Raw genomic sequence first — 17,836 nt, 5'->3', positions numbered from 1 at the left:
GAGGGGTCTCCTCACGAACCCCAAACACACACACCACCACAGAAAAAAAAACAACCCCCCCCCCCCCCCCCCCCCCCCCCCCCCCCCCCCCCCCCCCCCCCCCCCCCCCCCACCCGGCTATGCCTGGGCCGTCGGCCGTCTCAGCAGGACCCTGATCGGGCGCCACAGCTCCGTCACGATGACACCGTTGTCGGGCGCCGTGCGCCATATCAGGCCGTCGGGGTGGTGCAGCACCGCGGTGATCTCGTCCGGGGTCGGCGGGGCCGCGTTGCCCCGCAGGTAGACCGCACGCATGCCGAGGTTGCGCAGCCGCGTCAGGGCGCGGGCCCGGTTCTGGGCGTGGACGAGTACGCGCACGAGGGGCGAGCCGTCGGCGGCGGGGCTGGGCAGGTTCAACGCCACCACCACCGTGCCGTTCGGCAGCTTGCAGAAACCTCCTGCGGCCATGCGGTCACATCCCCGTTTCGGTCGGTGTCAATAAGAGAGCCACAGGACGCACCTAAACACGATCGGCGGCGACCCGCCAGGGGGTCGCCGCCGATACGCTTCTGACCTGCTGAAACAGCGGCTACTTCACCGCGGGGCCGACTTCCAGCTCGATCGTCGAGCCGTCCTTGGCCTGCTTGCTGATCTTGATCTTGGTGTTGGTGTCAGTGATCTGGACACCGGCGGCCGGGTTCGACGCGTCGTAGTAGGTGCTGGTGTGGTCGTTGAAGACCGACACCCCCTTCTGCGACTTGATCTTGGTCGCCACGCCCGCCGTGTGCAGCGTGATGCCGTCGGTGCGCTCCAGGCTGAAGGGAGAGTCGTAGGCCTGGATGCGGTTGCGCATCAGCGTGCCGTCGGACCACTTCAGCGGGGCCGGGTGCGCGTCGATCGGCAGGATCAGACCGGTGCCGGCATGGTCACCGGTGTTGTTGTCCGCCTGGGAGGTGTCCCACTTCCAGATCAACAGGCCGTTCTGGTACGGGTAGTGCTCCACCCAGCCCGAACGGGTGTTGAGGAAGCCGAAGTTGTACGGGCCGGCCTTCAGCGTCTTGTCGTACGACGCGTACTCGCGGTTCTCGGCGATGTAGTACTGCTTGTAGTCCTTGGTGAAGGACGCGCCGATGCGGGAGAAGCCGCTCGCGGTCCAGGCCGCGTCCGCGCTCTCCGCGTTGTCGGAGAACAGCGCCGAACCGTCCGCGGTCACCGCGATCTCGTCGGCCGCGAAGCCCTTCTGCGCCACGCCGCCGTCGGTCTGGTAGCGGAAGCGGACGTCGATCTTCTTGCCCGCGTAGGCGTCGAGCGAGTACGACAGCTTCTTGTAGGCGTCGAGCGTGCCGGTCAGGGCGGGCTTGTCGCTGCCGTCACGCGGGATGGCCTGGCCGTCCACCGTGCCGTCGAGCGCGGTCCAGTTGGCGCCGCCGTCGGTCGACACCTCGGTGTAGAGGTAGTCGTAGCCCGCCTCGATGTCGTACCAGCCGTCCAGCGTCAGCGCGGCCGAGGCCTTGCCGGTGAGGTCGACGGAACGGGTCAGCGTGTTCTTGAGGTTGTCGCCGCTGCCGCTCCACCACTGGGTCGAGCCCTGCGCAGGGGTGACGATCTCGGTCTTGACCGCCTTGTCGGGCAGGTTGACGAGCAGTGCCTGCCGGTACTTGGTGTTGTACTCGGCGAGGCCCAGCTTGTGCCAGGACTTGATACCGGCCTTGGCCGTGTCGTAGTTGAGCCAGCCCAGCTGGAGCTTGTCCCAGGCGTTCATGTCGCCGGGCAGGTCGCCTATGGACTCCTTGCCGGTGCCGAGCCAGGAGCCGGAGGACATCAGCGTCCAGAACCCGGTGGAGTTCTCGCCGCCGTTGGTGTCGTACTCGTCCGGCAGACCGAGGTCGTGGCCGTACTCGTGGGCGAAGACGCCGAGTCCGCCGTTCTCCGGCTGGATGGTGTAGTCGCCGACCCAGATGCCGGAGTCGCCGATCTGGGCGCCGCCGAGCTTGTTGCCGGACGGACCCGTGGCGCCCGCGTCGGTGCCGAACGCGTACCAGCGGTGGGCCCAGATCGCGTCCTCGCCCTGCACACCGCCGCCGGCCGACTCGTCCTCGCCGGCGTGCACGATCTGGAAGTGGTCGATGTAGCCGTCGGGCTCGTTGAAGTTGCCGTCGCCGTCGAAGTCGTAGCGGTCCCACTGGTCGAAGCCCGCCAGGTCCGCCTTGATGGCGGCGTCGGACTTGCCGGCCGCCTTCTGCTGGGCGACCCACGCGGTGACACCGTCGCTGACGACGTTCCACACGCTCGGGCAGTTCTTGCTGCCGCAGGCGTTGTTGCCGTAACGGGCCTCGTTGTAGGGGACCTTGACCCAGTCGGCGACCTCGCCGTCGACCGAGTAGCGGCCCGAGGACTGCTTCTCGTAGTACTTCTTCATCGACTCGTCGTTCTTGCCGGTGCCGAAGTAGAGGTCCTGGAAGTGCTTCTGGTTGTAGTCCGCCTGCCAGGCCGTGCTGTTGTCCTTGGCCCGGTCGGGCTGGGCTATCTGGTTGTGCAGCGGGCCGGCCGTGCCGCCGTACTTGCTGTCGACCTGGTCCCCGAACTCGACCAGGATCGTGAAGATGTTGTCGGTCTTCTCGCGGCCGAGCTCGACGTACTTGCTGTCGCCCTTCTTGCTCTTCAGCTGGACGACCTGCGAGCCGTTGCGGTCCCGGACCTTGGCGTCGCCGGATATGACCTGGTTCAGGGCCTCTTGGCGCTGGGCGTCCTGGGTCTTGCTCAGGGGACCGTTGAGGTCGTCCTGTTCCTTGCTCTTGGCCGGCTGCGGGTCATGCCGGTCCACGGCGGCGGAGTTGGCCGTCGTATCGGCCTCCGCCACGGCGAACGTCGAGAACGTGGCGGTGGCCGCCGCGAGGGCCACGCCCACCGCGGCTGCTCTGAACGTCCATGGTCTGCTGGTCACTTGATGTCCTCCCCCGCGTCCGTTCGCGCGGAAGAGAGGTCCTGGTCAACGGGATCCGCGCGCGTATACGCGTGTCAAGTGACGACATTGGACCGGAGTTGCCAAAGAAAAGACAGATCTTGACTTGTACCTGGCAAGTGCACTATACGAAGCGGTGGTCCGCTATCCGGACGACCCCCATGACTCCCAACGGGCGCGTTCGAAGGCCCACTTGATGGACGCGGTGACTCCGTGCGCCCCCTGTGCACCGGCACCGTGGGTAAGGTCACGCTTACCGGTCGTTCCACTCGGGCATGCAGGCGAATAGAGTCGCTTGGCGGAGCGTCGGAATGTCGACGGATTGCCAAGTCGACACCGTTGTCGCCCCCCGATTCGCAGCCCCACCCCCGTACTTATCCGCACCCTCCCCCATCGCGAGAGGCACCGGGGGGAGCCCCCCGACCGAGGACTCGATTGCCATGCCTCGTCCGACCGCCGCACAGCTCGCCTACGGTTCCTGCACCGTGATCTTCTCGACCCTCGCCATGCTGCTGCTGTCTCAGACGAGTTCGGGCCTGGGGATCTCGGTGATCGCCCTCTCGGCGCTCGCTCTCGGACTGCTCGTCGCCGTGACGGTTCCGCTGCCGAAGCCCGCGCCCTCCCCCACGTTCCCGGCTTCGCGGGAACAGGGAGGCGTCCCCGTCGCCGCGGCGCCTCCCGTGCCCGAGCGGATCCCGGCACAGCGCGAGACCGCGTCCGTGTCCGCCTCGGCCTCCCTGGCCGCCGAGCCCGTACGCGAACCGGCGGGCCCGTGAAGCACAGACCCGCCTGTCGTCACCGCACTGCCGTCGCCCTGACGGTCAACTGGTGCTGACCACCACCGTCTTGGCCGCCTTGTCGTGCAGGCCCTGCTTGTAGGGCTTGTCGAAGAAGCTCCAGCCGCCCGCGATCGCGGTCCAGATGCACGCGCAGCAGAACGCGAACGGCAGCCACAGGACCAGCGAGCGGATCAGTGTGGTCTGCACGGAGGGCGTGGCCCCGTTGTCGAGGTTGGCCAGGCGCAGGTTGAGCAGCTTCTTGCCCAGGGTCTGCCCCGACTTGCTCATCATGACGGTGTCGTACGCGACGTAGAGGATGGCGGCGATCACTTCCTTCCCGAAGGAGTCGCCGAACCTGATCTTGTCCGTGTCCATCGTGTACTGGTGAAATCCGAACGCCCAGGACAGCAGCCACACCACGATGCCCACGAGGATCATGTCGAGGATCCTCGCCAGCACCCGTTTGCCGCTGTCGGCGAGCGGGGGCATCCCGGCGAGCGGATCCTCGCCGCCGTAGGGACCGCCACCGCCGTACGGGCCGCCACCGCCGTAGGGGCCGCCGTACTGGCCCCCGTGGGGCGGCGGGGTGTCGTACGGGGAGCCGCCGCCCGGAGGCGGCGGGGCGCTGTCGTACGGGGAACCGCCGCCCTCGCTGGACGGAGGCTGCTTCTTGAACGGGTCTTCGTCCGGCGGCTGACCGGAACCGGGGGGCGGCGGTTCGCTACTCATGGCCCGAGTCGACCGCGAACCCTCCGGCTCCGCATCCGGCGAGCGGCCGTCCGGGGGACCGGAATTCCTACGTCGACGCCGCTACGAAGGTGTGGGCCGCCTTGTCGTGCCAGCACTGGCGCCACGGCTTGTCGAACAGGCACCACAGGACGCCGATGACACCGACCCCGAGGACGCCCGGGACGCTGTAGACCAGCCAGCGGCGCAGGGCCAGGCCGAAGGACGGGGGTTCGTGGCCCTCGATGTCGCGCACCTCGATGCCGCACAGCTTCTTGCCGAGGGTGCGGCCCCACTTGGCGGTGGGCAGCGCGTCGTACAGGACGCCGAACAGGAGCAGGACGGCGAGGACGATCCCGAGGTAGCCCGCCGTCGTGCCGTCGAGCAGCCACACCGTGACGGTCTCGCCGGAGAGCTTCGCCGCGTCGATCTTGTCGTTGATGTGGTCGAGCGCCTTGGTGCCCAGCGGCACGGCGGCCGCGGCGGTGACACCGGCGATGACGACGGTGTCCACGAGCCGGGCCGCCAGCCGCTTGCCGAGGCCCGCGGGACGCGCCGCGGACTGCCTGCGCGCGGCCGCCTGGAACACATCGTCGACCGGCGGCTTCCACGGCGTGACGGGCTGCCCCTCGTCGGCCGGGGCACCCGCGAGCCGGTGCACCTGCTGGGCCCAGGAGGGCTGTCCGCCGCCGGGGCCGGTGGTCATGGGGGTGGAGCCGCCGCCCTGTTGGGGGACTGCGGGGGTGGAGGGCACGGAGGGGGCCTGAGCGGCGGCTGCCTGGGCCGCTGCGGCTTGGGCAGCCTGCCCGGCGCCGAAGCCGCCCGCAGCCGGTGCGCCGGATGCGGCGGCCGGGCCCGTGCTCCCGCCCTGCGCCCCGCGCTGCTGCGCCGTGCGCGGGGAGAGCGCACGGAAGGCCATGGTGCCCTCGGAGGCGAGGGGGTCCTGGGCGCCGGGGGTGCGGGTGGGGTGACCGGCGCCCGCGGCCGGGCCCGTGCCCGTGGGGCGGCCGGTGGCGGCGGGGTGCCCCGCACCCGCGGCAGCTCCGGTTCCGGGCGCGCCGCCCGGTCCCGCGGCTCCGGCGGGACCGGTGCCCGCGGACGAGCCCCTGCCGGTGGGGCCGCCCGCGACGGCGGAGTGCCCGACGCCCCCGGTTCCGGGCGCGCCCGTGGCCCCGGCGGACCCCGTGTTCGCTGTGCCGTCCGCGCTCTCCGGTCCTGCCGGCCGCACCGGGCCCGTGGGGCGGCGGAACACCACGGTGCCGCCGGACGCGGGCGGCTGCGGGCCGTTGCCGGAGTCCGTGGGCGGGATCGTCGCGGTGCCGTCCGTGCGGGAGGACTCGCCGTCGGGCTGGACGACGTCGTCGACCGGTTGCGCCGCGCGCGGGATGCGCGGGTCGGCGCCCTGGGGCGCGCCCCAGGACACGTGGCGGTCCTGTTCGCCGCCGAAGCCGGACTGCTGGGAGCGGTCGGCGCCCCACGCGGTCGCGGGCTCGGGCCTGCTGCCGTGCTGGGCCTCGGCGGGGTTCACCCGGGGCTGGGGGTCCTCGTCGAAGAAGTGGGGGCCCGTCTCCTCCGCCGGAGCGGGCGCCGGAGCGGGCACGTGTGCGGTGCGCACGCCGGGCGGCGGCGCGAGCGGTTCGCCGTCGGACGGCGCCGGCCGGCTCGTACCCGGTACCCAGGCGGCACCGTTCCAGTACCGGACATATCCAGGAATGGAGGGATCCGGGTAATACCCTTCGCGGGGCCTGTCGTCACCGGGTGCCGGGGTTGGGGCGCTCATGTCCGTCGTCCCGTATCTGCTCGGGGGTCGTGTTGAGCCTCCACATCTATCAGACCGGCGCACCGGTCACTGCCGCTCCCGCCGTACCCACCCCTTTCGAGCAAGGTTCCGCCACCTCTTGCGGGCCCAGTTGCGGGGCTGTCCGAGAAGGGGCGGAACCCGCTTCGAAAAATATTCTCCGAACCCGCGTAATGGTTCCGGAGCAACGCGCTCTCCACTTGCACGGGCCCGCCCACAGGGCCCCGTACCGGAAAGGAAGCGCACCGACATGCACACCGTGGTGGAACGCGAGCTCAAGTTCAAACTCGTCCTGTCGCCCGAACGCAGCATCCCCGTCCCGGCGCGGCTCAGCTACCGCACCGACGACCCGTACGCCGTCCACATCACCTTCCACATCGGCTCCGACCATCCCGTCAGCTGGACCTTCGCCCGCGAACTGCTGGTGGAGGGGGTGTTCCGGCCGTGCGGGCACGGTGATGTGCGGGTGTGGCCGACGAAGGTCGCGGGCCGCAGCGTCGTGCTGATGGCGCTGAGCTCGCCCGCCGGCGACGCGCTGCTCGAGGCGCCCGCCGCGCAGGTGTCGGCCTGGCTGGAGCGCACCGTGCGGGCGGTCCCCCCGGGCTCCGAGGCCGAGCAGCTCGGCATAGACGACGGCCTCGCCGAGCTGCTCGCGCCGACTCCGGCCGACGGTCTGTGGCTGCTCGATCCGTGGCCGTCGGACGAGTCCAAGGACGGGGAGTAGGCCTGGGTCGGTCCTCGGGTGTCAGAAGATCTTGCCCGGGTTCAGGAGCCCCAGCGGGTCGAACGCCGTCTTGATCGCCCGCTGCATCTCCACGCCCACCGGGCCGATCTCGCGCGCCAGCCACTCCTTCTTCAGGACGCCCACGCCGTGCTCGCCGGTGATCGTGCCGCCGAGTTCCAGGCCGAGGGCCATGATCTCGTCGAAGGACTCGCGGGCGCGCCGGGACTCGTCGGGGTCCAACGCGTCGAAGCAGACCGTGGGGTGGGTGTTGCCGTCGCCGGCGTGCGCGCAGACCCCGATGGTCAGGGAGTACTTGTCGGCGACGCGCTCGATGCCTTCGAGCATGTCGCCGAGCCGGGAGCGCGGCACGCACACGTCGTCGATCATCGTCGTGCCCTTGACCGCTTCGAGCGCGGTAAGCGACAACCGCCGTGCCTGGAGGAGGAGTTCGGACTCGGCCGCATCCTCCGCCGGGACCACCTGCGTGGCGCCCGCGGCCTCGCACAGGGCGCCGACCGCGGCGAGGTCGGCCGCCGGGTCGTGGGTGTCGAAGGCGGCGAGGAGGAGGGCCTCGGTGGTCTCCGGGAGGCCCATGTGGGCCAGGTCGTTGACGGCCTTGACCGTCGTACGGTCCATGAGTTCGAGGAGGGAGGGGACGTGGCCGCCCTCCATGATCCGGCAGACGGCGTCGCAGGCGGCCCGCGCCGACCCGAACTCGGCGGCCAGCACCAGCTGCTGGGGCGGCTGCGGCTTGAGGGCCAGGATCGCCCGTACGACGATGCCGAGCGAGCCCTCCGATCCCACGAACAGGCGCGTGAGGTCGTACCCGGCGACGCCCTTCGCCGTACGGCGGCCGGTGGACATGAGCCGCCCGTCGGCCAGCACCACATCCAGACCGAGGACGTACTCGGCCGTCACCCCGTACTTGACGCAGCACAGGCCACCCGAGGCCGTGCCGATGTTGCCGCCGATCGTGCACATCTCCCAGCTGGAGGGGTCCGGCGGGTAGTACAGGCCGTGTTCGTTCACGGCGCGGGAGAGCGTGGCGTTGATGACGCCGGGCTCGACGACGGCGATGCGGTCGACGGGACTGATCTCAAGGATCCGGTCCATCTTCACCAGGGACAGCACGATGCAGTCGTCGGAGGCGTTGGCGGCGCCGGACAGGCCGGTGCGGGCGCCCTGCGGGACGACGGGGACGCGCAGCTCGGTGGCGGTGCGCATGACGTGCTGGACCTGTTCGACGGTGCGCGGAAGGACGACGACGGCCGGGGTGCCCGCCTCGCAGAAGCTCGCCATGTCGTTCGCGTACGAGGCCGTGATGTCCGGGTCGGTGAGGACGGCTTCGGCCGGCAGGCCGCTCAGCAGGCGGTCCACGAGGTTTCCGGTGGCTTCGTCGCGCGGGGCTTCGATACGACTCATGATCACAGCGTCGCACCCGGGGCCATCGGTGTGAACCCCGTCCGCGGAACCCTTCGCGTGCCGGGATGTGGTCGTCGTATTGACGCACAGTGAGCGGCATGGAGATCGAAGAGCGACAGCCGGTTCTCAGCGGGCTGCATCCCCAGGAGCCTTCCGGGCCGCGCCGCTCCCGCGTCCTGAAGCGCGCGCTGATCGGCGTGGTCGCGGGCTGTGTCGTACTCGGTGGTGTGCTGGTGCTGCTGCCCTCGGTGCCGGAGACCGCGGCGCCGCCCGCGCCGCCCGCGCCGCCCGCGCTGGGCCCGCTCGCCCAGACGAAGACGGCGGTGAGCGCCATGGTGCCCGTCGCGCTGCCCGATCTGGCGGCGCTCATCAAGGACCATGAGGCCCATCTGCGGGCCCATCCGCGTGACGGGCAGGCGTGGGCGGTGCTCGGTACGGCGTACGTGCAGCAGGCGCAGCGGACCGCGACGCCCACGTACTACCCGAAGGCCGAGCAGGCGCTGCGTACGTCGCTGGACGCCCGGCCGGAGGGGAACGTGGAGGCGATGGAGGGCCTCGCGGCGCTCGCCGACGCGCGCGGGGACTTCCAGGCGGCCAAGGATTGGGGCGAGGAGGCCCTGGAACTGGCGCCGAAGCGGTGGACGACGTATCCGCTGCTGCTCGACGCGTACACCGGCCTCGGGGATTACAAGGCCACCCGCGAGACCCTCGACGACCTGCTGGAGCTGAACAAGGGGCCGACGGTGATGGCGCGGGCCTCTCAGGTCTACCGGGACCGCGGCTGGCGTGAGGACGCGGCGGCCGCGCTCACCGACGCGGCGGCGAGTGCGCGGACGCCGTCCGAGCAGGCGGCCCTTCTGCAGCAGGCCGGTGCGCTGGCGTGGGAGCGCGGGGATGCGGAGCAGTCGCTGCACTACTACGAGGCCGCGCTGCGCACCGCCCCCGACGAGCACGGGGCCCTCGCCGGGAAGGGGCGCGCGCTGGTGGCGCTCGGGCGAACGGCGCAGGCGCTGCGCGCGTACCGGTCGGCGCTCGCCGGGCGGCCCGAGCCGCGGTACGCGCTGGAGCTGGGTGAGCTGTACCAGAAGCTGGGGCGCGTCAAGGACGCGCGCGCGCAGTACGACCTGCTGCTGGAGCGGGTGCGGCAGGAGAGCGCCGGCGGTGTGGACGACGAGCTGATCCTCGGGCTCTTCGAGGCGGACCACGGCGACCCGATGGTGGCGGTGCAGCGGCTGCGCGCCGAGTGGGAGCAGCACCCCGGCATTCCCGTCGCGGACGCGCTGGGCTGGGCGCTGCACCGGGCCGGGGACAACGAGGAGGCGATCAAGTTCGCCACGAAGGCGATGGACACGGAGCACGGGGGCGGCGTCCGCAGCGCCCTGTACGCCTATCACCGGGGCCAGATCGAACGCGACCTGGAGCGCACCAGCTCGGCTCGCCGCCACCTCGCCGAGGCCCTCCGGATCAACCCGTACTTCTCCCCGCTTCTTGCTCCCTTGGCCAAGCAGGCGCTGACGGCACTGGGCGATCCTCCGGCGGTAGCGCCGGGTGAGGAGCCGGACGACTCCTCGGAGCAGGCCACGCCGGAGCAGCCGCAGCCACAGCCACAGCGCGCGCCGGCCCCCGCGCCGAGGCCCTCGGGGTCCCGTTGAGCGCGGGGGCGCGGCCCACGTTCAGACCGCCGCCGTTCCGATCAGTGCGTTGCGGGTGATCAGTTCCGCGAGTTCCGGCTCGGTCAGGGACTCCGTGTCCGCGGGGCGGCGCGGGAGGACCATGTAGCGGGTCTCGGCGCTGGAGTCCCAGACCGAGATGTCGGTGGTGGCCGGGAGGGTGAGGCCGAACTCGGCGAGGACGGTGCGGGGTTCGCGGACGACTCGGGAGCGGTAGGACTCGGATCTGTACCAGCTCGGGGACGGGCCGAGGAGACGGAGGGGGTAGCAGGAGCAGAGAGTGCAGACGACGACGTTGTGGAGCGACTCCGTGTTCTCCACGACGCGCAGCCGCTGGAACGAGCCCTCCATGAAGCCGAGTTCGCGGACCGCGGCCGTGCCGTCGGCCAGGAGGCGGGACTTGAAGGCCGGGTCCACCCAGGCGCGGGCCACGACGCGCGCCCCGTTCGCCGGGGACGAGCCCGCAAGGAACGCGTCGATCACCTCGTCCAGCGCCCCGCCCGAGATCACCCCCTTCTCCTCCAGGAGGGTCTCCAGGCGTCGCACCCTCCGGGAGATCAGCGCGTCGTCGTGGTGGTCACCGCTCATCCGCCCGGTCCTCTTCCAAATAGCTTTCCCACAGGTCCAGTACGACGTCGTGCTCGCCCTCGCCCCACAGCTCGCGCGCCGCGAACCGGACCGCGTACACCTGCTCGACGGGCGCGTCGCCGCGGCCGGCCGAGCTGACGTCCGCGAGCGGGGCCCGGCCCTCCGGTTCGACCACGACACCGCGCTTGCCGCGCGCGTAGCGCGGGAGACGTGTGTGGTGCGGCGGGTCGTGGCGGTACGTCCGCACGCGCGCGCCCGGCGCGAAGCGGTCAGTCATCGGATTCGCCCGCCACGAGGTCGAGTTCACCGGGCGCGATGACCCCCTTGCGTTCCAGCAGCGCGCAGATCGCGCGGAACCATCGCTCGTAGTACGACGCCGCGAGGTACTCCGCGGGCGGCATCGACTCGATGGCGTCCCGGAACTCGTTCGTGTTGAACAGCCCTTGCGCGCGCAGGGCGTTGAAGAGGCCGACGACCCGGGCCTCCCAGTCGGCGTGGAAGGGCTCGGTGTCGTCGGTGGTGTCGACGGCGCCAAAGCCCTGCATGCCGCCCACGTCGTTGATCCTGGCCATGCGGCCAGACTATGACTCCGGGGGCGTCCGCGGCTTGTAGTAGAGCGAGAACCTGCGGGCTCCCGCGTCGCCCGAGGCGAGCCCCAGGTACAGCCGGGGGCCGCCCTGGCGCCGGACCGCGAGGCCCTCGGGTTCGCGGTAGTCGAGCGAGTACCCGGCCTCGGTCCGCTCCTGCTGGAGCAGCTTGCCGGTGCGGATGTCGAGACAGGAGAGGTAGGCGTTGCCGTGGCCCGACCGCGGGTTGGTGGCGTCGTCGTACGCCGTGCCCGCGAGCTGGTAGAGGTGGTCGCCGTGCAGGGCGTAGCCCTGGAAGGGGACCTTGGAGTCCGGGTGGGCGCCGGTCTGCGGGAAGTCGGCGAGGTGGGTCGAGTAGTCGCCCGCGACGAAGGTGTCGAGGTCGTAGACGCGGTAGCGCGCCTTGCCCTTGAGGCGGTGGCGGACGGCGATGCGGTTGCTCGCCATGCAGACGGACGGCTGGTTGTTGATGGAGCCCGGGATCGGGAGGCGCACCTTGACCTTGTCGAGGGTGCGGGTGACGCCGTCGACGAAGCGGAAGCGGGTGACGCCCTTGCCGTATCCGTTCACCGCCCGCGCCTCGGTCCAGATCCAGACCGTGCCGTCGGAGGCGTTCTGGACGCCGATGCTCACGCCGTGCCCGAAGCGCGGCAGGTACATGTGGCCGAGCCGGTTGCCCTCGTAGTCGAGCCTGGTCAGGCACAGGTTGCCCTGTTCCCTGCCGCCCGGCGCGACCTGAAGGACGTACAGCCGCTTGTTCACCTCGTCGAAGGCGAAGGACTGCAGAACCGTCCCCTCCTGGAGCGTGGCCTTCTTCCACAGCCGGCGGACGGCCGGTGTGGCGAGGTCTATGTGCCCCTCGGCGGTGGTGGTGCCGGCCGGTGTCTCCCCCATGAGGCCCTGTCCTCCCATGTCCTGTGGGCGCCCGGACGGCGTCCACAGGACCTGAGAGTCCCAACCGGCCTTCTACGGTTGCAAGTTCAGCGCGCCGAAGCGCGCTGATCCACAGCTGACCTACAGGTTGCCCCGCTTCTCCTGCTCCCGCTCGATCGCCTCGAACAGCGCCTTGAAGTTGCCCTTGCCGAAGCCCATCGAGCCGTGCCGTTCGATGATCTCGAAGAAGACGGTGGGACGGTCCTGGACCGGCTTGGTGAAGATCTGGAGCAGGTAGCCGTCCTCGTCGCGGTCGGCGAGGATCTTCAGCCCGCGGAGCGTTTCGACGGGGACCCGGGTGTCGCCGACCCACTCCCCCAGGGTGTCGTAGTACGAGTCGGGCGTGTCCAGGAACTTCACCCCGGCCGCGCGCATGGTGCGTACGGTCTCGACGATGTCGTTCGTGTTCAGCGCGATGTGCTGGACGCCCGCGCCGCCGTAGAACTCCAGGTACTCGTCGATCTGGGACTTCTTCTTGGCGATGGCGGGCTCGTTGATCGGGAACTTGACCTTCAGGGTCCCGTCGGCGACGACCTTCGACATCAGCGCGCTGTACTCGGTCGCGATGTCGTCGCCCACGAACTCCTTCATGTTCGTGAAGCCCATGACCTTGTTGTAGAAGGCGACCCATTCGTTCATGCGGCCGAGCTCGACGTTGCCGACGCAGTGGTCGATGGCCTGGAAGGTGCGGTGGGCGGGCGGCTCGACGATCGGCTGGGCGGGCACGAAGCCGGGGAGGTAGGGGCCGTCGTAGCCGGTCCGCTCGACCAGGGTGTGGCGGGTCCTGCCGTACGTGGCGATCGCCGCGAGGACGACCGTGCCGTGCTCGTCCTTCAGCTCGTACGGCTCGGCGAGCGAGCGGGCGCCGTGCTCGACGGCGTACGCGTACGCGGCGCGCGCGTCCGGGACCTCGATGGCGAGGTCGACGACGCCGTCGCCGTGCTCGGCCACGTGCTCGGCAAGGAAGTGGCCCCAGGCGGTGGCGGCCTTGATGACGGAGGTGAAGACGAAGCGCGCCGAGCCGTTCTCGAGGACGTACGACGCGGTCTCGCGGCTGCCGTTCTCCGGTCCGGAGTAGGCGACCAGCCGCATGCCGAAGGCGGTGGAGTAGTAGTGCGCGGCCTGCTTGGCGTTGCCGACGGCGAAGACGACCGCGTCCATTCCCTTGACCGGGAAGGGGTCTGCCTGCCGGGCGGTGTCGGGAGTGTGGTGGGTGGTCTGAGTCATGGCGGCAGGCTCCCTCCGTTCCGCAAGGTGCGCAATAGTTTGGAAATCAGCTGGGCAATGTGCTCAGCGTGAGGCCCGTCCCTCCGGGCTTTCTGTACAGGATGACCATCTCGGAGACCCGTATGGCGATCGATCATTTGGATGCCCGGCTCATCGTGCTGCTCGCCGAGGAGCCGCGCATCGGCGTGCTGGAGATGTCCCGGCGGCTCGGGGTGGCGCGCGGCACCGTGCAGGCGCGGCTCGACCGGCTTCAGTCGAACGGAGTCATCCGGGGATTCGGGCCGCAAGTGGACCCGGCCGCGCTCGGGTACCCCGTCACGGCGTTCGCGACCCTCCAGATCCGGCAGGGGCAAGGTGCGGACGTACGGGCGCACTTGGCGACCGTCCCGGAGGTCCTGGAGCTGCACACGACGACCGGCAGCGGGGACATGCTGTGCCGTCTGGTGGCCCGCTCGAACGCCGATCTTCAACGTGTGATCGACCGGGTTGTCGGTTTTGATGGCATCGTCCGGGCCTCCACGGCGATCGTCATGGAGAACCCCGTTCCGCTGCGGATCATCCCGCTGGTGGAGCAGGCGTCGGGAGATTCCTGACGCTCGGGTGATCCCGGGCCGTCGAGGGTGAGGTCCGGTGCTGTGTCTTCCCGAGGGACAACCCCCGGACCTCCGGCCGAAAGGCAGGTCGTCCGGAGCGGCTTTGCGAGGTGAATTTCAGTGAACTTCTGGGAGTTCCTGAGCAGCCGCCATCAGCAGCTGCTCACGGACGCGTACCAACACGCCAGCGTGGTCTTCCAGTGCATGGTCGTCGCGACGGCCATCGGCGTAGTGATCGGCGTCGCCACCTACCACAGCGAGTGGGCGGGGAACCTCGCCACGACCACCACGTCCACCCTGCTGACCATCCCGTCGCTCGCCATGATCGGTCTGCTCATCCCGATCGTGGGCCTGGGTGTCCCGCCGACCGTCATCGCGCTGACCCTGTACGGGCTGCTGCCGATCGTGCGCAACGCGATCGTGGGCCTGCGCGGGGTCGATCCCTCGCTCGTGGACGCGGCGACGGGCATCGGGATGTCGCGGCTCGCCCGTCTCGTGAGGGTCGAGCTGCCGCTCGCCTGGCCGCCGATCCTCACCGGCATCCGGATCTCCACACAGATGCTGATGGGCATCGCGGCGATCGCGGCGTACGCCTCCGGACCCGGCCTCGGTAACGAGATCTTCCGCGGCATCGGCTCCCTGGGCAGCAGGAACGCGCTCAACCAGGTGCTCGCGGGCACGCTCGGGATCATCATCCTGGCGCTGCTGTTCGACGCCGCGTACGTCCTCATCGGACGGCTGACCATCCCGAGGGGGATCCGTGCCTGAGTCCGCGTCCACCACTGGCGCCACGATCGAGCTGGAGAACCTCACCAAGCGGTATCCGGGCAGCCGCGATCCCGCCGTGGACAGCGTCAACATGGAGATCGGCGCGGGCGAACTGGTCATCTTCGTGGGCCCGTCCGGGTGCGGGAAGTCCACCACCCTGAAGATGATCAACCGGCTCATCGAGCCGACGAGCGGCCGCATCCGCATCAACGGCGAGGACGTCACCGACATGGACCCGGTGAAGCTGCGCCGCAAGATCGGCTACGCGATCCAGTCCTCCGGGCTCTTCCCGCACATGACGGTCGCCCAGAACATCGCACTGGTACCGAAGATGGTCGGCTGGCCGACGTCGAGGATCAAGTCGCGGGTCGAGGAGATGCTTGACCTGGTCGGGCTCGATCCCGCCGAGTTCCACGGACGCTATCCGCGCCAGCTCTCCGGCGGTCAGCAGCAACGCGTGGGCGTGGCACGGGCGCTCGCCGCGGACCCGCCCGTGCTGCTGATGGACGAACCCTTCGGGGCGGTGGACCCCATCACGCGCGACCACCTCCAGGACGAGCTGATCCGGCTCCAGCGCGAGCTGCACAAGACGATCGTCTTCGTGACGCACGACTTCGACGAGGCCATCAAGCTGGGCGACCGGATCGCGGTCCTGCGCGAGCGCTCGCACATCGCGCAGTTCGACACCCCGGAGGCGATCCTCACCAACCCGGCCGACGACTTCGTGTCCGGGTTCGTCGGCGCGGGGGCGGCGCTGAAGCGGCTCAATCTCACCCGCGTACGGGATGTGGAGGTCACCGACTATCCGACGGTGACCGTCGACGACCCGCTCCAGGAGATCTTCAACAAGCTCCGCTCCAGCGGTACGAACGAGATCCTGCTGCTCGACAAGCGGGGCCGCCCCTACAAGTGGCTGCGGCGCGGCGACCTGATGCGCGCCAAGGGCTCACTGGCGCGGGCGGGCACGCTGGTGCACGACACGGTGACCCGGGACGCCACGCTGCGGGACGCCCTGGAGGCCGTGCTCACGGACAACACGGGCCGGGTGGCGGTCACCGGGCGGCGCGGCGAGTACATCGGCGTCGTCGACATGGAGACGCTGATGAACTCCGTGCACGAGCTGCTGGAGGCCGACCGGCTCGATGCGATGGAGCACCAGCACGAGCTGGAGGAGGCGCGCGCCCAGCAGACCCACGTCGAGCAGGAGGGTGTCGACGGCGGGGAGGTGAAGGCGTGAACGGTCCCAAGGCACCGCTCGACGCGGACAGTTCGCGCCCCGAGGGCGAGCACGACGTCAAGGGGCTCGCGTTCCGCGACGAGGGCGAGGCCGAGCAGGAGGCCCCGCCGCCGGTCGTCACGCTCAAGCCCCGGATCACCTGGCAGAAGCTGACCATCCTGCCGGTGGTCATCGCGGCCCTGCTGCTCGCCACCTGGATCTGGTTCCAGCAGGCGCACCTCGACACGATCTCCGAGAACGCCCTGTCCAACGGCCAGGTGTCGAAAGCCCTGTGGCAGCAGATCCAACTCACCGTGATCTCCACGTTCTTCGTGCTGATCATCGCGATCCCGCTGGGCATCCTGCTCACCCGCAAGGCGTTCCGGAAGGCCACCCCGATCGCGATGACCTTCGCCAACATGGGGCAGGCCACCCCGGCGATCGGCCTGCTGGCGCTGCTGGTCATCTGGCTCGGCACCGGCCAGAAAGCGGCCCTGATCGGCATCACCATCTACGCCATCCTGCCGGTCCTCTCCAACACGATCGCCGGGCTGAAGGCCAACGACCCGACGCTCCTGGAGGCCGCGCGCGGCATCGGCATGTCGTCGCTCGGCGTCCTGTCCCGGATCGAACTCCCGCTGGCCGTACCGCTGATCCTCGCCGGGGTGCGGACGGCCCTCGTCCTGAACGTGGGCACGGCGACCCTCGCCACCTTCGGCGGCGGAGGCGGTCTCGGCGTCCTCATCACCACCGGAATCACCACCCAGCGCATGCCGGTGCTGGTGCTCGGCGCGATCCTCACGATCGCGCTCGCGCTGCTCGTCGACTGGCTGGCCTCGCTGGCGGAACTGCTGCTCAGGCCGCGCGGGCTGGAGGCGGGCTCATGAGGCGCTTCGTGACATGCGTGGTCGCCGGTGGGCTGCTGCTGGCCCCCGGCTGCGGGCTGACCAGCGGCTCCCCCATGGTCGACAACGTCAAGCCCGGCTCGATCGGGCAGGGCGAACCGCTCAAGGGCGCCCACCTGACCGTCACCTCCAAGGAGTTCACCGAGCAACTGATCCTCGGCGCGATCATGGGCATCGCCTTCCAGGCGGCCGGCGCGGACGTCCTCGACCGCACCGGCATCCAGGGGTCGATCGGCGCCCGCGAGGCCGTGAGGAGCGGCGACGCGGACGGCATGTACGAGTACACGGGCACCGCCTGGATCACCTACCTCGGCAACAGCACGCCCATCGCCGACCCGCTGAAGCAGTGGGAGGCGGTGCGGGACTCCGACCTGAAGAACGGCGTGACCTGGCTGCCGCCCTCAACTTTGAACAACACCTACGCGCTCGCCATGAACCAGGCCAACTTCAAGAAGTACGGCACGAAGACGCTGTCGGACGTGGCCGCGCTGTCCAAGTCGAACCCGGGCGCGGTCACGCTCTGCGTGGAGAGCGAGTTCGCCAACCGGGCCGACGGGCTGCCCGGCATGGAGAAGGCGTACGGGATGGACGTGCCCGCGAAGAACATCACGCAGATGGACACCGGGATCATCTACACCCAGGTGGCGAAGGGGAGTTGCACGTACGGAGAGGTGTTCACCACCGACGGGCGCATCAAGTCGATGAACCTCGTGGTGATGCAGGACGACAAGAAGTTCTTCCCCAACTACAACGCCGCTCCCGCGATCAACTCCAAGGCCCTGAAGAAGTATCCGGCGATCGCGGAGGTCCTCGACCCGGTCACCAAGAAGCTGAACAACGCGGTGGCGCAGGAGTTGAACGCGAAGGTGGACGTGGACGGGGAGGATCCGCATCAGGTGGCGTTGGACTGGATGAAGCAGGAGGGGTTCGTCAAGGAGGGTTGAGGGCCCCCCGCGGCG

General features: G+C 70.0%; 18 protein-coding genes. 8 read left to right on the top strand and 10 right to left on the bottom strand.

The annotated features are described in order from the left end of the window. Positions 1-117 precede the first annotated feature (117 nt). Both ACZ4WS_RS25305 and ACZ4WS_RS25300 read right to left on the bottom strand, forming a co-directional pair. A complete protein-coding gene (locus ACZ4WS_RS25305; RefSeq protein WP_467983613.1) occupies positions 118-447 on the bottom strand; it encodes a hypothetical protein in 330 nt (109 codons plus the stop codon). Positions 448-568: 121 nt separating this feature from the next. Further along, complete coding sequence (locus tag ACZ4WS_RS25300) at positions 569-2,923, bottom strand: immune inhibitor A domain-containing protein (RefSeq protein WP_467983611.1); 2,355 nt, start codon at positions 2,921-2,923, stop codon at positions 569-571. Positions 2,924-3,381: 458 nt separating this feature from the next. Here ACZ4WS_RS25300 and ACZ4WS_RS25295 point away from each other — a divergent pair, with 458 nt between their 5' ends. Next, a complete protein-coding gene (locus ACZ4WS_RS25295; protein ID WP_467983609.1) occupies positions 3,382-3,717 on the top strand; it encodes a hypothetical protein in 336 nt (111 codons plus the stop codon). 45 nt (positions 3,718-3,762) lie between these two features. Here ACZ4WS_RS25295 and ACZ4WS_RS25290 read toward each other — a convergent pair whose 3' ends face one another. Both ACZ4WS_RS25290 and ACZ4WS_RS25285 read right to left on the bottom strand, forming a co-directional pair. Continuing rightward, positions 3,763-4,449 carry an RDD family protein gene (locus ACZ4WS_RS25290; RefSeq protein WP_467983607.1) on the bottom strand — a complete coding sequence of 229 codons (687 nt, stop codon included), beginning with the start codon at positions 4,447-4,449 and terminating at the stop codon, positions 3,763-3,765. Between the two features lie 67 nt (positions 4,450-4,516). After that, positions 4,517-6,226 (bottom strand): RDD family protein, encoded by a 1,710-nt coding sequence (locus tag ACZ4WS_RS25285; protein WP_467983605.1) that lies wholly within the window; start codon positions 6,224-6,226, stop codon positions 4,517-4,519. 268 nt (positions 6,227-6,494) lie between these two features. On the opposite strand from ACZ4WS_RS25285, the gene ACZ4WS_RS25280 reads away from it, so the two are divergent. Beyond that, positions 6,495-6,968 carry an SsgA family sporulation/cell division regulator gene (locus ACZ4WS_RS25280; protein ID WP_467983603.1) on the top strand — a complete coding sequence of 158 codons (474 nt, stop codon included), beginning with the start codon at positions 6,495-6,497 and terminating at the stop codon, positions 6,966-6,968. Between the two features lie 21 nt (positions 6,969-6,989). Here the strand turns inward: ACZ4WS_RS25280 and ACZ4WS_RS25275 are convergent, their stop codons facing one another. Further along, positions 6,990-8,396, bottom strand: coding sequence for an FAD-binding oxidoreductase (locus tag ACZ4WS_RS25275; protein ID WP_467983601.1), 1,407 nt, complete (start codon positions 8,394-8,396; stop codon positions 6,990-6,992). A 92-nt stretch (positions 8,397-8,488) separates the two neighbouring features. On the opposite strand from ACZ4WS_RS25275, the gene ACZ4WS_RS25270 reads away from it, so the two are divergent. Next, positions 8,489-10,042 (top strand): tetratricopeptide repeat protein, encoded by a 1,554-nt coding sequence (locus tag ACZ4WS_RS25270; protein ID WP_467983600.1) that lies wholly within the window; start codon positions 8,489-8,491, stop codon positions 10,040-10,042. Positions 10,043-10,063: 21 nt separating this feature from the next. Here ACZ4WS_RS25270 and nthA read toward each other — a convergent pair whose 3' ends face one another. The 5 genes from nthA to hppD form a co-directional block, all read right to left on the bottom strand. Next, on the bottom strand, positions 10,064-10,648 hold the full coding sequence (gene nthA, locus ACZ4WS_RS25265; protein WP_467983598.1) for a nitrile hydratase subunit alpha: 585 nt from the start codon (positions 10,646-10,648) through the stop codon (positions 10,064-10,066). Further along, complete coding sequence (locus ACZ4WS_RS25260) at positions 10,638-10,925, bottom strand: SH3-like domain-containing protein (RefSeq protein WP_467983596.1); 288 nt, start codon at positions 10,923-10,925, stop codon at positions 10,638-10,640. The genes nthA and ACZ4WS_RS25260 overlap by 11 nt, the downstream gene beginning before the upstream one ends. Further along, positions 10,918-11,220, bottom strand: coding sequence for a hypothetical protein (locus tag ACZ4WS_RS25255; RefSeq protein ID WP_467983594.1), 303 nt, complete (start codon positions 11,218-11,220; stop codon positions 10,918-10,920). Before ACZ4WS_RS25255 ends, ACZ4WS_RS25260 begins: the two co-directional genes overlap by 8 nt. A 9-nt stretch (positions 11,221-11,229) precedes the next feature. Then, positions 11,230-12,129, bottom strand: a complete 900-nt coding sequence (locus tag ACZ4WS_RS25250; RefSeq protein ID WP_467983592.1) for a phage baseplate protein — start codon at positions 12,127-12,129, stop codon at positions 11,230-11,232. 120 nt (positions 12,130-12,249) lie between these two features. Continuing rightward, complete coding sequence (hppD, locus tag ACZ4WS_RS25245) at positions 12,250-13,395, bottom strand: 4-hydroxyphenylpyruvate dioxygenase (protein ID WP_467983590.1); 1,146 nt, start codon at positions 13,393-13,395, stop codon at positions 12,250-12,252. 122 nt (positions 13,396-13,517) lie between these two features. Between hppD and ACZ4WS_RS25240 the strand changes: the two genes are divergently transcribed. The 5 genes from ACZ4WS_RS25240 (at position 13,518) to ACZ4WS_RS25220 (ending at position 17,821) form a co-directional block, all read left to right on the top strand. Beyond that, positions 13,518-13,988 (top strand): Lrp/AsnC family transcriptional regulator, encoded by a 471-nt coding sequence (locus ACZ4WS_RS25240; protein WP_467984008.1) that lies wholly within the window; start codon positions 13,518-13,520, stop codon positions 13,986-13,988. A 120-nt stretch (positions 13,989-14,108) separates the two neighbouring features. Then, positions 14,109-14,756: an ABC transporter permease gene (locus tag ACZ4WS_RS25235; RefSeq protein ID WP_467983588.1), complete on the top strand. Its 648-nt coding sequence runs from the start codon at positions 14,109-14,111 to the stop codon at positions 14,754-14,756. Further along, positions 14,749-15,993 (top strand): betaine/proline/choline family ABC transporter ATP-binding protein, encoded by a 1,245-nt coding sequence (locus ACZ4WS_RS25230; protein WP_467983586.1) that lies wholly within the window; start codon positions 14,749-14,751, stop codon positions 15,991-15,993. Before ACZ4WS_RS25235 ends, ACZ4WS_RS25230 begins: the two co-directional genes overlap by 8 nt. Continuing rightward, complete coding sequence (locus ACZ4WS_RS25225) at positions 15,990-16,859, top strand: ABC transporter permease (protein ID WP_467983584.1); 870 nt, start codon at positions 15,990-15,992, stop codon at positions 16,857-16,859. The genes ACZ4WS_RS25230 and ACZ4WS_RS25225 overlap by 4 nt, the downstream gene beginning before the upstream one ends. After that, positions 16,856-17,821, top strand: a complete 966-nt coding sequence (locus ACZ4WS_RS25220) for a glycine betaine ABC transporter substrate-binding protein (RefSeq protein WP_467983582.1) — start codon at positions 16,856-16,858, stop codon at positions 17,819-17,821. The genes ACZ4WS_RS25225 and ACZ4WS_RS25220 overlap by 4 nt, the downstream gene beginning before the upstream one ends. Positions 17,822-17,836 lie beyond the last annotated feature (15 nt).

The sequence above is a fragment of the Streptomyces sp. NPDC029292 genome, from assembly GCF_055569295.1.
This window is presented reverse-complemented; position numbering and strand designations above follow the sequence as displayed.

Excerpts from the sequence above, each read along its gene's own strand:
- ACZ4WS_RS25305 (WP_467983613.1), bottom strand. The coding sequence starts at position 447 with ATGGCCGCAGGAGGTTTCTGCAAGCTGCCGAACGGCACGGTGGTGGTG.
- ACZ4WS_RS25280 (WP_467983603.1), top strand. The coding sequence starts at position 6,495 with ATGCACACCGTGGTGGAACGCGAGCTCAAGTTCAAACTCGTCCTGTCG.
- hppD (WP_467983590.1), bottom strand. The coding sequence starts at position 13,395 with ATGACTCAGACCACCCACCACACTCCCGACACCGCCCGGCAGGCAGAC.
- ACZ4WS_RS25270 (WP_467983600.1), top strand. The coding sequence starts at position 8,489 with ATGGAGATCGAAGAGCGACAGCCGGTTCTCAGCGGGCTGCATCCCCAG.
- ACZ4WS_RS25250 (WP_467983592.1), bottom strand. The coding sequence starts at position 12,129 with ATGGGGGAGACACCGGCCGGCACCACCACCGCCGAGGGGCACATAGAC.
- ACZ4WS_RS25220 (WP_467983582.1), top strand. The coding sequence starts at position 16,856 with ATGAGGCGCTTCGTGACATGCGTGGTCGCCGGTGGGCTGCTGCTGGCC.
- ACZ4WS_RS25290 (WP_467983607.1), bottom strand. The coding sequence starts at position 4,449 with ATGAGTAGCGAACCGCCGCCCCCCGGTTCCGGTCAGCCGCCGGACGAA.
- nthA (WP_467983598.1), bottom strand. The coding sequence starts at position 10,648 with ATGAGCGGTGACCACCACGACGACGCGCTGATCTCCCGGAGGGTGCGA.
- ACZ4WS_RS25255 (WP_467983594.1), bottom strand. The coding sequence starts at position 11,220 with ATGGCCAGGATCAACGACGTGGGCGGCATGCAGGGCTTTGGCGCCGTC.
- ACZ4WS_RS25295 (WP_467983609.1), top strand. The coding sequence starts at position 3,382 with ATGCCTCGTCCGACCGCCGCACAGCTCGCCTACGGTTCCTGCACCGTG.
- ACZ4WS_RS25260 (WP_467983596.1), bottom strand. The coding sequence starts at position 10,925 with ATGACTGACCGCTTCGCGCCGGGCGCGCGCGTGCGGACGTACCGCCAC.
- ACZ4WS_RS25240 (WP_467984008.1), top strand. The coding sequence starts at position 13,518 with ATGGCGATCGATCATTTGGATGCCCGGCTCATCGTGCTGCTCGCCGAG.
- ACZ4WS_RS25285 (WP_467983605.1), bottom strand. The coding sequence starts at position 6,226 with ATGAGCGCCCCAACCCCGGCACCCGGTGACGACAGGCCCCGCGAAGGG.